Genomic DNA, 14,779 nt, shown 5'->3' on the forward strand with positions numbered 1-14,779 from the left:
CGCGCTTCGGCCCGGTGGCGCGAGGGCTCAGTCCGGCGGTGCCGGCCGGAGCAGCATGCGCAGCGCGGTGACGGTGCCGTCCGCGCCGAGGACGGGTTCGCCCGCGCACTCGATGCTGTCGTGCCGTCCGCAGGGCCGGCGGATCCGCAGGGTGCCGGCGGCGACGCGGCCGTGCACCAGGGCGTCGGTCATCATCCGGCGCAGGAGCGGCCGGTCCGCCTCGGGAAGGCGGTCGGGCAGCCGGTCGAGGCTGAGCGGCCCGCGCTCCGGGTCGCAGCCGAGGAGGACGTAGGTCTCCGCGTTCCACTTGATGCCGTCGGTCTGCAGGTCCCACTCGGCGGAGCCGAGGACGACCTCGCCGCCGGGGGCACCGCCGTGCTCGCCGCCGTCGCCGAGGTAGGGGCCGGACGGCTCCCGCGCCGTGCCGTCCACTCTGCCGTCCGTTCCGCCGTCGGCGTCGCCGCCGGTGCCGTCGTCGCCCGTTCTGCCGCTGCCTGTTCCGCCGCCGGCGCGGCCCGCCGTGCCCGCGGCACCGGCGGCTCCGCCGGCGTTCGTGCCGCAGCCGGTCGTGCCGGAGCCGGTCGCGCCCGCCGGGGCGCCGTCCACCGTGGCGGTGCCCGGCGGGCGGGCGGCGCCTAAGGGCATGTTCATGGCGGGTCCATCGCTCGGGTTCGGCCCGCTTTGTGCGGGTCGTCGGGTTGTGAGAAGACTGTCGCACAGCGTCCTCACCCCTGTGGGCGATTTGGACAGATCGCAGGCAAAATTCCCCTGGCATATGCCACTGTGGCAGTGGGCCTCGTCGCCCTGTGTGCGGACGGGTGCGCGAGGCGGTAACCTTCGGTGATTCCGGCGCCCGGGCGCCCACCGCAGTACCGACCAGAGACCCCGGCGACGGAAATCCCGTTGCCACTCCGACCGCCGCAACGGATGCTGACCTCATGTTCGAGCCAGTGATAGCACCAAGCGCCAGCCTCCTGGGCCTCCTTCAGCGAGGCCGTGGTGACGGGCAGCTCCATGCGCTGGCCGCCGACCGTGCCGAGGCCATCGCCGCGCTGGAGGAATGTGTCACCAGGGATCCGCGAGCCGACTGGCAGGTCGAGAGCCGCTCCCTCTACTACGCCCGCCTCTACATGGAGCTCGAGGCCCCCCTCGACGGCATCGAGGACCACCTCCACTCCGCCGAGGACCTCGTCAGCGACGACGAGGCCCGCACCGGCCTCGCCCTCTCCGTCCTGGGCCACCTCGCCGCGTACGGCCGGCGCGACGCGCTGCTGATGCTGCGCGAGTACGCCGCCACCGGCGCCAACTGGTCCTGGGCCCTCGACGAGCTCGCCCTGCGCGACGACGACCGCGGCCTGCTGCTGCTCGGCACCGCCGTGCTCGACCACTTCCCGCCGGGCCCCGAGGGCGACGCCGAGCTGCGCGAGTTCATCCGCAACGCGTACGAGCCCCGGCCCTGGCGGCTGTGGGCGGCCTACCACCCGAGAGTGGCGGCGGCCAGCGAGCAGTCCCCCTTCGACCTGTGGCAACGCCAGATCAACCGCAGCGGCGTCACCCCCGGCTGGTCCACCGCGGACGTGCTGGCCTGGGCCGACCAGGGCGAACTGGGCGGCCTCGGCGTGGGCGCCTTCCTCGGCCGGCCCGACGCCCGCCCGGAGCCCGCGCGCGACACCGACTCCCCGAGCGGCCCCGACGCGGTGGACCGCCGCGCCGCCGCGGCCGCCCGCTGCCTCACCGCCGTCGTCCGGCCCGAGGACCGTCCGCTGCTGCTGGAAGCCGCCCGCGACGGCCTGCCCGGCGCCCGCCGCGCGGCCCTGCGCCACCTCGTCGAGCAGCGGGATCCGGCCGCCGTCGAGCTGATCGAGGCCGCCGCCGCCGACGTGGACGACCGGATCGTCCGGTCCGCCCTGGAACTGCTGGGCCGGATGCGCGGCCCCGAGGTGCTGGCGCAGGCCCGCCGCTGGGCCGATCCGGCCAGCGGGGGAGCGGACAGCGCCCTCGGCGAGGCCGCGGTCCAGCTGCTCGCCGACGCCGGCGAGCCGCAGGACGGGCCGCTGGTGGTCGCCGGGCTGCGCCGCTGGGTCTCCGTGCGGGGGGTCGGCGGTACCGGGCTCGGGTCGCTGGTGGACGGTGCGGGGCGGCTGGCCGCCGCCGACGCCGTACCGGTCCTGCGCCACATCTACGGGGAGGCCGCCTCCTCCGAGCTGCGCGGTCGCGCCGCCAAGGCGCTCGCCGCCACCGACGTGCACTTTCCCGAGGGGCCCGCCGTCGAGTGCCTCTGGGACTGCGAGGAGTCCACGCGTGAGCTCGCCGCGCGCCATGTCGCCACCACGGGCGACGCGCGTGTGCTGGAGCGGTTGCGCAGGCTCGCCGCCGACCCGGCCGAGGAGGCCGAGGTCCACGCCGCCGTACGCGGCCGCCTGACCGCCGCCCGGGAGCCCGGGAGGTAGGTCCTCAACGCTGAGTGGGCCGGGACACCGACACGGTGTCCCGGCCCACTGCGTTGTGTGGCTCCGCCGCCGTTCGGGGGGTGGATCCGAAATGGTTCTGAAACGTGGTTCTACTTCACCGAGCCCGCGTCCGGGAGCAGGACGCCGCCAGCCACCAGTCCGATGATCAGGACGCCGAGCAGGACCCGGTAGATCACGAACGGCATGAAGCTGTGGCTCGAGATGTACTTGAGGAACCAGGCGATCGCCGCGTAGCCGACCGCGAAGGCGATCAGCGTCGCCAGGATGGTCGGCCCCCAGGCCGGCGCCGGACCCTCACCGATCTTGAACAGCTCCAGCGTCCCCGAGGCCAGCACCGCCGGGATCGCCAGCAGGAACGAGTAGCGGGCCGCCGCCTCCCGGCTGTAGCCGAGCAGCAGGCCCGCGCTGATCGTGCCGCCGGAGCGGGAGACGCCCGGGATCAGCGCCAGCGCCTGGGCGAAGCCGTAGATGCCCGCGTGCGGCAGGGTGAGGTCACTGATCGGACGGGCGTTGCGGACGGCCCGGGTGCGGTCGGCGAAGGCCAGGACCAGGCCGAAGACGATCAGCGTGGTGCCGATGATCCGCAGGTCGCGCAGGTGGGTCTCGATGGTGTCCTGGAACAGTTTGCCGAGGATGCCGATCGGCAGGGTGCCGATGATCACGAACCAGCCCATCCGGGCGTCCGGGTCCGAGCGCAGCTCACGACGGACCAGTGACCGCGCCCAGGTCTTCACGATCGAGGCGATGTCCCGGCGGAAGTAGATCAGCACCGCCGTCTCGGTGCCGAGCTGGGTCACGGCCGTGAAGGCGGCGCCCGGGTCGTCCCAGCCCAGCAGCGCGGAGAAGACCCGCAGGTGGGCGCTGGAGGAGACCGGGAGGAACTCGGTGAGCCCCTGGATCAGGCCGAGGACGGCCCCGTGGAACCATTCGATCACCGGGCACCCACCGGGGGTATCCGTCGGGCAGAGGGCAGGGGCGGCATGGGCGGGTCCTTGCGGGTCGGAACGGGCGTGCGGACGACCGCGACCCGCCCGGCCCGCGGGCCGCGCGCGGGACCGGCGCGCGGCTGATGGTACGGGGTGAAAGTGACAGCTCTTTGTTCACCCTTTGTTCGGCCTTTGCGCGCGGGCCCTCCCCGGGGCGGGACGCGCGCCCTCCCCACCGGGGGCAGGGCCGGAGCCCGGTCAGGACGAGGGCCGGGCCCGGACCCAGGTGCGGTCCTCCGTCAGGTACTGCTCGACCGTCAGGCCGGCCTCGGACAGCGCCCGCTCGAACGCCGCGGTGCTGAGCGGGCGGGACAGGAAGGTCTGGGTCCAGACGCCGTCCGGGAACGTGTACTCGCAGCGGACGGAGTTCACACCGTCGCCGACCGGTGTGGCGGAGACCAGGCGGGACCACGCGCCGGGGCCGATCGCGGTCTCGCGCGGCAGGCTGAGGTGCCAGTCCTCGCCCTCGCGCTGCACCAGTACGCAGCCGTCCTCGGCGACGTGGCGGCGGCAGGTCTCCAGCAGTCGCTGACGGACCGTCACATCGCCCGCGTGCACCAGGAAGGAGGCGAGCATGACGACGTCGAAGCGCTCGCCGAGGTCCAGCGCCTCGATCGGGCTGCGCACCGTGCGGACCTCCTCGCGGACCCGGGCCAGCATCTCGGCGGACTCGTCCACGGCCGTCACGGTGAAGCCGCGGTCGGTCAGTGGGTGCGTCATCCGGCCGACGCCGCAGCCCAGTTCGAGGATACGGGCGCCGGGCGGCACCGCCGCCTCGATGACGTCCGGGGCGTCGCCCACGGGGAGGCGGCTCCACACCTCGACGGCGCAGCCGTCCGGGGTGATCGCGCCCTCGCCGGTTCCGTCGTAGCCCTTGCGTCGGTCGTCTGCCATGCCCGTCATCCGAGCACGGATGGGCCCGGGGGGAAAGAGGGCGTCGGAAAGGGCTTGCCGGATACCCCATGGGGGTATAACTTCGATCATCGACGGAGTGAGGGAGACGGCGCCGGACGGGCGTCGGAGCACGCGGAGGACGACATGGCACACCCCGCACAGCACGAGCACCACCAGCACGACGGGCACCAGGGGCACGAGGGCCACGACGGGCACGAGCACCACGACCACGGGCAGCACGGGCACGAGCAGCACGGCGCGCACGGCCACCACCAGGCTCACAGCGGCGGAACGAGCTGGCGGACGGCCGCGCAGGCGACCCTGCACTGCCTCACCGGCTGCGCCATCGGCGAGATCCTCGGCATGGTGCTCGGCACCGCCTTCGGTCTGCACAACGGTGCGACCGTGGTGATCTCGATCGTCCTGGCCTTCGTCTTCGGCTACGCGCTGACCATGCGCGGCGTGCTGAAGGCCGGACTGGAGGTCGGCGCCGCGGTGAAGGTCGCGCTGGCCGCCGACACCGTGTCGATCCTGGTCATGGAGCTGATCGACAACACCGTGATGGTCACCGTCCCGGGGGCGATGGACGCGGGCCTCGGCGACCTGCTGTTCTGGGTGGCGCTGGCGGGCTCGCTGGCCCTGGCCTTCGCCCTCACCGTCCCGGTCAACAAGTGGATGATCGGCCGAGGGCGCGGCCACGCCTTGGTGCACGCCCACCACCAGCACTGATCCGAGGCGCCGGAACCTCTCGCCTGCGGCCCGTGCCGACCGTTCGACGGTCGGTACGGGCCGCGGCGCGTTCCGGCCCGCTCGTCCGTTCGCCCGCTACCGCGCGCCGCCCTCCAGTTCGGCCAAGGTCGCGTGCAGCCAGCCGAGTTCGGCCTCGGTGGTGGCGCGGGCGATCAGCAGCTGGCCGCGTCGGAACGGGTCCGTGAACTCCTCGGCGCCCATCGGGCGGTCGCCGTCGTAGTAGAAGCTCGCCGGCTCGGAGAGGAAGGCCAGGCGGCGGCGGAGCACGGTGGCCTGGGCGGCGGGGTCCGCCAGGTGGCGGAGGAAGGCGAGCAGGGTGAACCAGCGGTTCTCGTCGCTGATGTCCAGCGCCTCCGGCTCGCGCAGCCGGTCGAGCAGTGCGGCGCGGCCGGCCTCGGTGAGGTGCAGGGTGTGCCGGGGGGCGGCGGCGCTGCCGGGCTCGGTCCGGCGGACCAGCAGTCCGGCGGTCTCCAGGCGCTTGATCGCGGGGTAGAGCGTGCCGTCGCTGATCGGCTGGACGTGCCCGGCGAGTGCGGAGAGGTGGCGGCGCAGCTCGTAGCCGTGCAGCGGCCGGTCGTACAGGAACCCGAGGATGGCGAGCTTGAGCATGGGGCCACCTTCTCATGGCGATCCCTCGGGGCGAGGGTAACTCGCATGTGAGATACCTCGGCATCGAGGTATGGTTCCGATGTGCCCGGGCCTCAGTGCCCCGTGTTCCTGCGTTCCTGTCAGAGGAGTCCTCGCGATGCGTCACGCCCCCGTCACCCCCAACGGCGACCTGATCCGCTGGGTCGAACTGCCCGGCGCCGAGCCCGCCCGGCTCTACCTGCACGGACTGGGTGCCACCTCGCCGGTCTACTTCGCGGCCGCCGCCACCCATCCGCTGCTCGCCGGCCGCCGTTCACTGCTGATGGACCTGCTCGGCTTCGGCATCAGCGACCGGCCGACGGACTTCGGGTACACCGTCGAGGAGCACGCCGACGCGGTCGCCACCGCGGTGCGGGCGGCCGGGCTGGACCGGGTCGAGGTGGTCGGCCACAGCATGGGCGGCGCGATCGCGATCGTCCTCGCCGACCGGCACCCCGGACTGGTGTCGCGGCTGGTCATGGTGGACGCCAATCTGGACCCGGTCGACCCCGACCGGCGACGCCCCGGCAGCAGCGGCATCGCGGGCTACACCGAGGCGGAGTTCCTGGCCGGCGGCCGGGCGGAGGTCGCCGAGCGGATCGGCCCGTTCTGGTGGGCCACCATGCGGCTGGCCGGCCCGGAGGCGTTGTACCGCAGCGCCTGCTACCTCGCCCGGGCCACCCGGCCGACCATGCGCGAGCTGCTGCTCGGCCTCGACCTCCCGCGCACCTTCCTCCACCCGGCGGAGGACGGCGAGTTGGCCGGCGCGGACGGGCTCCGCGCGGCCGGGGTCCGGGTCGTCGCCGTCCCGGACTGCGGGCACAACATCATGCTCGACAACCCGGACGGTTTCGCGGCCGCCGCGGCGGAGGCGCTCGGCCTGGGCTGAACCCGGGGCGCCTGCCCGGCCACCTCCGGTCCCCAGGAGCCGGAGGGCCTAGGCTGGGCGGAGTGCCCGAGAGGAGCCCGCCCGATGCCCGTCGACGTCCCGCCCGCGCTGGCCGCGTCCCTGGAGGAGTTCCGCGGCGCGGACGGTCTCGCCTGGGCGGCTCGACTGCCCGCTCTGGCGGACGAGTTGCTCGACCGCTGGGAGCTGCGCCCGGACGGCCCGACCGCACACGGCGTCGTCGGGCTGGTGCTGCCCGTGCTGCGCGCCGACGGGAGGCCTGCCGCGCTCAAGCTGCAGCCCGTGGACGAGGAGACGGCGGGCGAACCGCTCGCCCTGCGCGCCTGGCGCGGCCGCGGGGCCGTCCGGCTGCTGGACCACGAACCCGCCTCGGGCGCCCTGCTGTTGGAGCGGCTTGACTCGGCGCGCTCGCTCCTCGCCGTACCCGACGACCTCGTGGCACTGCGCGTGATCGCCGAGCTGCTGGCCGAATTGACGAAGCGTCAAGCGCCCTCGGGCATCAGGATGTTGGCGGACATCTCCGGAGGGCTGCTGGAGCGCGCCCCGGCCGCCGTCGCGGCGTTCGGCGACCCTGACGAGCGGAGGCTGCTCGCCGACTGCACCGCCGCCCTCCGCGAGGTGTGCGGCGACCCCGGCGACCGGCTGCTCCACTGGGACCTGCACTACGGCAACGTCCTCGCCCCGCTCCCGGAGAGCGGCCGCGGCGGCTGGCTGGCCATCGACCCCAAGCCGCTCGCCGGGCACCCCGGCTTCGAGCTGCTCCCGGCGCTGCGCAACCGCTGGGAGGACGTGGTGGCCACCGGCGACCTCGCCCGGGCGGTGCACCGGCGCTTCGACCTCCTGACGGAGGCGCTGGAGCTGGACCGCGGGGTCGCGACGGCCTGGACGCTCGCCCGGGTGCTGCAGAACGCGGCCTGGACGGCCGAGGAGGGCCGGACGGAGCTGGACCCCGCCCAACAGGCCGTCGCCGAGGTGCTCCTGGGGCGCTGAAGCTGAAGCCCCGGCGCTCCCACGGCCTTCCGCAGCTCCCGCAGCGGTCCGGGACAGTCAGGCGGCTCGGGGTGGGGGTGTCGGTGTGGTGCGGCAGGATCAGCTGCATGACGGACGGAATCGCCTGGCTCGCGGAGCCACAGAGCATCTGTTGATCGTCGGCGCGGCCTGGCTATGTGCACCGGCAAGGCAGCCTCTAGTCGTCGAACTCGCCCAGGTTGACCAGGCTCACCCGGTGGGACCCGGCGTCCCACCGTGCGCACCTGCGCGGGTCCGAGTAGTGGTGCCAGTAGGCCGTGTGCTCGCCGCCTCCGGGCTCCTCGTCCGTCTCGACGCGGTCGGGCGTGCCGAACGCGGCGCGGAACTCCTGGTACGAGGACAGCCCGGAGAAGTGCGCCAGCCGCGGGCCGTAGATCGCGAAGCCGACGACCCTCCCGGATCGGATCCGGTAGGTGAGGTCGTCCGCGGTGTACAGGAAGCCCTTCGAGCGGACGGCGTCGTCCACCACCTGGGCCAGGGTCAGCACCCGGCCGCCGCGGTCCTCGAACTCGGGCTCGATGTCGTCCCCGCTCCTGCGCCGGGCGACGACGGGAGCCGTGGCGTCGACGATCAGTCCGCGCGGGACGTCGGCCGCCGGGGCTCCGAAGGCCACGCCGCCCATCGTCAGGGTCGTCAGGTCGAGGTCCCGGCGCGTCAACAGGTCCAGGTTGTCGAGGAGTTCGATCACCCTCGAAGTCTAGTGAGCGCCTCTGACAGAGCAGCGGCGGCCCTGCACCCGGCACCGGACCCGGCGGCCCGCCATCCGCTCGCGCCCGCCACCCGCTCACGCCCGCCGAGCGGTGAACCGGACCCGGACGCCCGGGGCCAGCAGGGCGGGCGGTTCCCGGTCGGTGTCCCACAGGGGGAGCGCGGTGCGGCCGATGAGCTGCCAGCCGCCGGGGGAGGAGCGCGGGTAGACGCCGGTGTACGGGCCGGCCAGGGCGACCGAGCCGGCCGGGACGGAGCTGCGCGGGGTGGCCCGGCGCGGGACGTCGTAGCGTGCGGGCAGGCCGGTGAGGTAGCCGAAGCCGGGGGCGAAGCCGCAGAAGGCGACCGTGTACTCGGGCTCGGTGTGGATCCGGACGGCCGCCTCCGCGGACACCCCCCACAGCGCGGCGACCTCGGCAAGGTCGGCGCCGTCGTACACGGTCGGGACCTCCAGCAGCGGTCCGCGTGCCGTCTCGGCGGTGGCCGGACGGGCCGTGCGCAGCAGCCGGGCCACCGCGTCGACGTCCGCTACGCCGTCCAGCAGCACCGTGCGGGCGGCCGGCACCAGTTCCTCGACCTCGCCGAGCACCCCGGCCTCCCGCTGCTCGCGCAGCCACCCGTACAGCGCCGCGACCTCGGCCGTCCCGGGCAGCTCGACCAGCAGCGCTCCCTCGCCGACCCGCCGCACCTCGCCGACCGGTCGCACCGACTCGTCCGACCCCGTCACGCCGCCTCCCGACCCCATCACGCCGCCTCCCGCCGTCACGTGAACGCCTCCACTCGTCACGTGAACGCCTCCACCCGGACCCCGGCCGAGGCCAGGCCGCCGCGCACCCGCCAGGCGAGCTGGGCGGCGCCGGGGGTGTCGCCGTGAACGCAGAGCGAGCGGGCCTCGACGGCGATCCGCTCGCCGGTGACGCACTCCACCGAGCCGTCCCGGGCGATGTCGACGGCGCGGGTGATCACCGACTCGGGGTCGTGCACCACCGCCCCGGGCTCCCGGCGCGGGACGAGGGTGCCGGTGCGGGTGTAGGCCCGGTCGGCGAAGGCCTCGGTGACCACCGGCAGTCCGACTCCCTCGGCGACCTCGAGGAACCGGGAGCCCGGCAGGCCGAGGACGGGCAGCGGGCCGTCACAGACCGCGCCGGCCCGCAGCACGCCGGCCACCACGGCCTCGGCCTGGTCGGAGTCGGTGACCACCCGGTTGTAGAGCGCGCCGTGCGGTTTGACGTAGGAGACCTTGGAGCCGGCGGCGCGGGCGAACACCTGGAGGGCGCCGATCTGGTACGCGATCTCGTCGGCGAGTTCCTCCGGCGGGACGTCCATCGCGCGGCGGCCGAAGCCGGCCAGGTCGCGGTAGGAGACCTGGGCGCCGATCCGGACGCCGCGCTCGGCGGCCAGTGCGCAGACCCGGCGCATCGTCGACGGGTCCCCGGCGTGGAAGCCGCAGGCGACGTTGGCGCTGGTCACCACGGACAGCAGTGCCTCGTCGTCGGTCAGCGTCCAGCGCCCGAACCCCTCGCCGAGGTCCGCATTGAGATCGATCACCGCATCGGCCACGTCCGTCCGCCTCCCAGCAGCTGTTGAGCCAGATGGTAGGGCCTGCGGATGAAGGCCGTTGTCCGTGGCCCGGGCCCCCGGGGAGCCCCACGGCGTGTGACCCGGCCCGTACGCCCCGGGGCGGCGCCACAGGGGGCGTACGGGCCGGACCGGCTCAGCGGGTGGGCGCCGGTTCCGGGAAGGAACGTTCCAGCGGACGGAGGGCCCGCAGCACGATCAGCAGCGGGATGACACCGAAGACGCCGAACGACATGTCGATGAATCGCCACACCACCGGGATCCCCCGCAGCGGCCCGCAGATCAGCGCCAGCGGGATCACCGCCCCGCAGGCGAGCACGGCCCAGCGGAGCACCCAGATGTTGCGGACCGGGTCCTTGAGCGGCCCCCAGAAGGCGGCGGCGATCACCAGGTGGGCGAAGGCCAGCCAGTCGGTGCCGTAGGCCAGGAAGGGGTAGCGCTCGTCGGTCTCGGCGATGCCCGTGTGGACCCGTTCGAACCAGGCCGTCACGGCGGGGAAGTGGTCGGTCAGCGGGGCGGCCGGGCCGGTGACGAAGTCGACCAGCAGGCGGGTCTCGGTCTCCAGGGGGAAGGCGGTCAGGCCGCTGAGCACCAGGCAGACCAGGAAGAACCACAGCCAGCGCCGGACCCTGCGCAGGACGACCGCGGGGTCGCCGTCCATGTCGCGAACCTCGTCCACTCTGTCCACCGCGTACACCTCCGTGCCGGGCACCCCGGGCGGACCGGCGTGCCGAACTGCGGGCGGATCCTTGTCCCGCCTGCGCGGAACCGACTCTAGACCCTTCTTTTGAACATGTTCAACTTGCCTCCAGGTGATCCCCGGAACCCCCTGGCGCCGCCCGGGGACGCGAAGGCGCCCGGAAACGCGAAGGTGCCCGGGTGCCGAAGCACCCGGGCACCGACCGTGCTGGTGTTACGCCGTGTAGGTGTACGTCGCCGACGCGCTGGTGCCGCCCGCCGTGGTGACCGTGACGTTCACCGGGCCGGGCTGGGCGCCCGCCGGAGCGGTGGCCGTGCAGAAGGACGGGCCGCAGGAGACGTGGGTGGCCGGCACGCCGCCGAACGCGACCGTCCCGTAGGTCAGGTTGCTGCCGATCACGTTCACCCGGGTCCCGCCGGCGACCGGGCCGCTCGCCGGGGACAGGCTGCTGACCGAGGGCGCGGGCGGGGCCGGGGGAGTGGCGCCGGTGTAGTCGAAGGTGGCCGTCGCGGTGGCGGTGCCGCCGGGCGTCACCACGCTGACCGGGACGCTGCCCGAGCCGCCCGGCGTGGTCACCGTGCAGGCGGTGTCGGTGCAGCTGCCGCCCGAGGGGACGCCGCCGACCAGCACCATGCCGTGGGCCAGGTTGCTGCCGCTGACGGTCACCGCGGTGCCGCCGGTGCCGGGGCCGGTGGTGGTGCCGAGGCCGGTGACGGCCGGGGCGGCCTGGACGGTCGCCGGCAGGTAGCCGCCGGTGCCGAGGTCGTAGCGGGAGACGTGGCCGGTCGGGTCGGTGTCGTTCGGGTTGGCGGCCGTCACCGTGATCACGCCGGTGATCGGCACGCCGGGCGTGGTGCGCAGGTTGAGCTTCATGAACTCGCTCTTGCCGACCACCCGGGTGCCGGTGAGGACGGCCTCCAGGTGGCGGCCGTCGGGCGAGAGGGTCTCGGTGAAGGTGTAGTCGTACGGCGTGGAGTAGAACATGGCGCCGTCGGTGGTGACGCCGGGCGGCAGGTCGACGGTGAAGTGGGTCGGGCCGGTCAGGTCCGCGCTGCCGGCGGACACCCAGCTCGCCGACATGTTGCCGGTGGTGAAGAAGCCGCCGGGGTAGTTCCCGCTCTGCGAGACGGTCACGTGCTGCGCGGAAGTCGAAACCGCGGGCGTCGAGACCTTGGGTGTCGGGACCTTGGGCGTCGAGGCCTTGGGGGCCGGGATCGCAGGTGCCGAGACCTTGGGCGTCGAGCCCTTGGGGGTCGCGGCCGCGGCGGTGCCGGCGGTGAGGACGGCACCGGTGGTGAGGGTGGTCACGGACAGCGCGGCGGCAACGCCCGCTTTGGCCAGTCGGGTGATCATAGGTCGATCATCACCGAACCATTGCGCCGCCCTCACCGGTTTTTCGAATGCTGGTTCGAGAATGGCGGGATTCCGTCGAAACCACGTTCCGAAAATGATCTCCGGAGGGCCGCTCACCTGCCGTTGTGCCGGTCCGCAAGGTCCGTTTCGGTCGATGTCGGTGCGAACCTCTAATCTTGTCCTCCGTGACCGCCATCGCAGACCCGCCCACCGAGCCCGGCCTCCGGCCGTCCGTCGGTCCGGCCGCCGTCCCGTCCGCCGGCCCGGCCGTCGTGCGCCCCGCGCCCGGCCCCGCCGCCGACGAGGGCCTGGCCCGCCGGCTCAAGGCGCTGGCCTGCACCGCCCCGCTGCACGACCTGGACAACCGCAAGGTCAACCTGGCCGGCGAGTACGGCGGCTACGCGATGGCCGAGGTCGGCCTCGCCGCGATCGACCTGGTCACCCTGAACATGGACTTCGACACCGGGGCCGACCGCGAGATAGTCCTCGCCCGGCTGCTGCCCCGGGTCGCCGCCCAGGCCGCGGGCCGCCCCGCGGCCGAGCACGAGCGGGTCGCCCGCTGGGTGCTGGAGTCGCTGATCAACGTCGGCAGCGTGGACCGCGGCTTCCGCGCCGTCTACGGCACCTTCGGCGCGGACGGCGAGTACGTCCGCCGCGACTACGACTTCAAGCTGATCGAGGAGGTCCCCGGCCCCGACGGCGGCGTCTACCTGCGCACCACCGACGAGGCGGTCAACGTCCTGGTCGGCGCGCTCGACACCGACGTCACCTCGGCCCAGATCGCCGCCGAGGTCAAGCTGGAGGTGCTGATCCGCCGCGGCCGCCTGGCCGACGCCCAGCTCGCCGCCGAGCAGGCCCGCTACCGCACCGTCCAGTTCGCCGAGACGCTGCGCCGCGCCCTCGACGCCACCCGCCGCAACGTCCGGGCCGTCGACTGGATGCGCGCGATCCCGGACCTCATCGAAGAGGCGCTGGACCACATCGCCGACCGCTACCGGCACGAGAACGCGATTCTCACCAACATCCGCAAGGCCCGCGACGAGGCCGAGGACCCCGAGCACAAGCGCCGCGCCGCCGAGCTGGTCGACATCGTCAAGGACTGCATCCGCCGCCACACCCAGCTGCAGACCCGCCTGCTGGAGGCCGGCCCGCTGTTCCGCGCCGAGCAGGACCGACAGGCCTTCGCCACCCCCGGCGCCCGCAGCGGCATCGACCTGTACGGGCAACTGCTCGCCCCCGTACTGCGGCTGCCGGTGGAGCAGGCCGTCCGCCCCACCGACGCCTTCTTCGCCCGCGGCGCCGGCCTGCGCACCCCGGCCTCGGTCCGGGTCGCCGACCTGGTCGACCTGCTGCTCACCCCGCCGGTCGAGCGCGAGCACCTCGGCGCCGAGCTGCCGGACCCGGACCTCGTCGCCACCCCGGACGACAGCCGGTTCTCCGAGGCCCAGCTGGAGGCCGCGCTGGTCCTGCTCGACCTGCCGCCGGACGCCCCCCGCCGGCTCTCCGGCCTGCTCGCCGACGCCCGCAAGCAGGACCCGGACCTGCCGTACCTGGTCGCCCTGCTCGCCGTGCACGCCGCCAGCCCGCCGGTCGGCACCGCCTACCGCCAGGGCGAGGAGCGGCTGCTGTTCGCCGTGGACGACGGCACCCCGCTGCGCGACCGGGAGTTCGGCGGCGCCGACCTGATCGTCGGCAGCGCCCTGCTCGACGCGGTCGGCATGGCCGCCGACCGCAAGGACGCCGGCTGACCGGCCGCGCCGGCCACCGGCCCGGACAGACCTCCACCGTGACACCCACCGTGACCAGCACACCGCCCAGCACCCACACCACCACCCAGACCACCACCCCGACCGACCGCAAGCACCGCGCCACCCCCGAGGAGCACCGCCCGTGACGACCCACCACGACGCGTCCTGGGCGACCGAGACCGAACCGGCGGCCCCCGCGCCGATCACCCCGGCCGACGTCGCCGACGCCGCCCGGCTGGTCTCCTTCGGCCTCCAGGCCAAGCTGCTGCCCGCCCGGGACGTCGAGTACGCCGAGCTCGTGCGCCGCCACCGCGAGGACCCGCCGTTCGCCCGGCTCGCCGACGCCATCGCCACCGGCATGGGCCTGGTCGTCCTGGAGGTCTCGCCGCGCGCCGGCATGGCCGTGGCCGCCGCCGAGGACTCGCTGTTCGCCGTCCGGATGGGCGACTACTCGCGCCGCGCCGCCTCCGAGTCCACCGACCGCTTCCTGCACGGCCTGGCCCACCTGGCCGTCGCCGCGATGGCCTTCCCCCGCCCCGAGGACCTGGCCGACGACACCTACCTCGGCCGGATCACCGTCAACGGCGTCGACGCCTTCGTCCGCCAGGCCTGCCGCCGCCTGGAGGAGCAGGCCGACGCCGAGGGCGCCAACACCGACCCGCAGTCCGACGCCCCCGGCCTGGAGGCCGCCTGGCGGGTCTGGGCCCGGCGCACCGCCACCGGCGCCACCAAGGACGCCCGCCGGCTCTCCGGCTCCACCATCGGCATCGTCGCCAAGGCCGTGCTGTTCCTGGTCGACTCCGGCTTCCTGCAGAAGGTCTCCGACGACTCCGGCGGCACCTACCGCACCACCGCCCGCTACCAGCTCCAGGTCCGCGACCTGGCCGGCAGCGCGGCCATGGCCGAACTGCTCGACCTGGGCGTCGTCCCGGTCTCCGACGGCACCGCCAGCCTGCTGCCGCCGGACACCTCGGACGAGCTGGTCGCCGACGCCGGCCTGCCGTTCCACTCGCTCTGACCACACCCTC

The 14,779-nt window shown here is 74.2% G+C and carries 15 protein-coding genes; 6 read left to right on the forward strand and 9 right to left on the reverse strand.

The window, feature by feature from the left end; all coding sequences use genetic code 11:
* Nucleotides 1-27: 27 nt before the first annotated feature.
* Nucleotides 28-651, reverse strand: a complete 624-nt coding sequence (locus IE332_RS33805) for a hypothetical protein (RefSeq protein WP_189924036.1) — start codon at nt 649-651, stop codon at nt 28-30.
* A gap of 287 nt (nt 652-938) precedes the next feature.
* Between IE332_RS33805 and IE332_RS33810 the strand changes: the two genes are divergently transcribed.
* Nucleotides 939-2,450 carry a HEAT repeat domain-containing protein gene (locus tag IE332_RS33810; protein ID WP_189924039.1) on the forward strand — a complete coding sequence of 504 codons (1,512 nt, stop codon included), beginning with the start codon at nt 939-941 and terminating at the stop codon, nt 2,448-2,450.
* Between the two features lie 110 nt (nt 2,451-2,560).
* Here IE332_RS33810 and IE332_RS33815 read toward each other — a convergent pair whose 3' ends face one another.
* Both IE332_RS33815 and IE332_RS33820 read right to left on the reverse strand, forming a co-directional pair.
* Nucleotides 2,561-3,403 carry an undecaprenyl-diphosphate phosphatase gene (locus IE332_RS33815; protein WP_189924106.1) on the reverse strand — a complete coding sequence of 281 codons (843 nt, stop codon included), beginning with the start codon at nt 3,401-3,403 and terminating at the stop codon, nt 2,561-2,563.
* A 252-nt stretch (nt 3,404-3,655) separates the two neighbouring features.
* On the reverse strand, nt 3,656-4,351 hold the full coding sequence (locus IE332_RS33820; protein WP_189924041.1) for a class I SAM-dependent methyltransferase: 696 nt from the start codon (nt 4,349-4,351) through the stop codon (nt 3,656-3,658).
* A 144-nt stretch (nt 4,352-4,495) separates the two neighbouring features.
* On the opposite strand from IE332_RS33820, the gene IE332_RS33825 reads away from it, so the two are divergent.
* The gene (locus IE332_RS33825) at nt 4,496-5,080 is read left to right on the forward strand and encodes a DUF4396 domain-containing protein (RefSeq protein ID WP_189924043.1); all 585 of its coding nucleotides are present in this window, start codon (nt 4,496-4,498) and stop codon (nt 5,078-5,080) included.
* A 96-nt stretch (nt 5,081-5,176) separates the two neighbouring features.
* Here IE332_RS33825 and IE332_RS33830 read toward each other — a convergent pair whose 3' ends face one another.
* Nucleotides 5,177-5,710: a PadR family transcriptional regulator gene (locus IE332_RS33830; protein WP_189924045.1), complete on the reverse strand. Its 534-nt coding sequence runs from the start codon at nt 5,708-5,710 to the stop codon at nt 5,177-5,179.
* A gap of 136 nt (nt 5,711-5,846) precedes the next feature.
* On the opposite strand from IE332_RS33830, the gene IE332_RS33835 reads away from it, so the two are divergent.
* Nucleotides 5,847-6,617 (forward strand): alpha/beta fold hydrolase, encoded by a 771-nt coding sequence (locus IE332_RS33835; protein ID WP_189924047.1) that lies wholly within the window; start codon nt 5,847-5,849, stop codon nt 6,615-6,617.
* A gap of 84 nt (nt 6,618-6,701) precedes the next feature.
* Nucleotides 6,702-7,625 (forward strand): aminoglycoside phosphotransferase family protein, encoded by a 924-nt coding sequence (locus tag IE332_RS33840; protein ID WP_189924049.1) that lies wholly within the window; start codon nt 6,702-6,704, stop codon nt 7,623-7,625.
* 196 nt (nt 7,626-7,821) lie between these two features.
* Here IE332_RS33840 and IE332_RS33845 read toward each other — a convergent pair whose 3' ends face one another.
* The 5 genes from IE332_RS33845 to IE332_RS33865 form a co-directional block, all read right to left on the reverse strand.
* On the reverse strand, nt 7,822-8,352 hold the full coding sequence (locus tag IE332_RS33845) for a hypothetical protein (protein ID WP_189924051.1): 531 nt from the start codon (nt 8,350-8,352) through the stop codon (nt 7,822-7,824).
* Between the two features lie 96 nt (nt 8,353-8,448).
* Nucleotides 8,449-9,099: a 5-oxoprolinase subunit PxpB gene (pxpB, locus tag IE332_RS33850; protein ID WP_229929125.1), complete on the reverse strand. Its 651-nt coding sequence runs from the start codon at nt 9,097-9,099 to the stop codon at nt 8,449-8,451.
* A gap of 56 nt (nt 9,100-9,155) precedes the next feature.
* Nucleotides 9,156-9,920 (reverse strand): LamB/YcsF family protein, encoded by a 765-nt coding sequence (locus tag IE332_RS33855; protein WP_189924053.1) that lies wholly within the window; start codon nt 9,918-9,920, stop codon nt 9,156-9,158.
* A 166-nt stretch (nt 9,921-10,086) separates the two neighbouring features.
* On the reverse strand, nt 10,087-10,611 hold the full coding sequence (locus tag IE332_RS33860; RefSeq protein WP_189924118.1) for a hypothetical protein: 525 nt from the start codon (nt 10,609-10,611) through the stop codon (nt 10,087-10,089).
* A 252-nt stretch (nt 10,612-10,863) separates the two neighbouring features.
* Nucleotides 10,864-12,003 (reverse strand): IPT/TIG domain-containing protein, encoded by a 1,140-nt coding sequence (locus IE332_RS33865; RefSeq protein ID WP_189924055.1) that lies wholly within the window; start codon nt 12,001-12,003, stop codon nt 10,864-10,866.
* Between the two features lie 272 nt (nt 12,004-12,275).
* Here IE332_RS33865 and IE332_RS33870 point away from each other — a divergent pair, with 272 nt between their 5' ends.
* Both IE332_RS33870 and IE332_RS33875 read left to right on the forward strand, forming a co-directional pair.
* Complete coding sequence (locus IE332_RS33870; RefSeq protein ID WP_189924121.1) at nt 12,276-13,751, forward strand: hypothetical protein; 1,476 nt, start codon at nt 12,276-12,278, stop codon at nt 13,749-13,751.
* Nucleotides 13,752-13,893: 142 nt separating this feature from the next.
* Complete coding sequence (locus IE332_RS33875; protein ID WP_189924057.1) at nt 13,894-14,769, forward strand: hypothetical protein; 876 nt, start codon at nt 13,894-13,896, stop codon at nt 14,767-14,769.
* Nucleotides 14,770-14,779: the final 10 nt, after the last annotated feature.

It is taken from the genome of Kitasatospora xanthocidica, from assembly GCF_014656195.1.
In the GTDB taxonomy this organism is placed as follows: Bacteria; Actinomycetota; Actinomycetes; order Streptomycetales; family Streptomycetaceae; genus Kitasatospora; species Kitasatospora xanthocidica.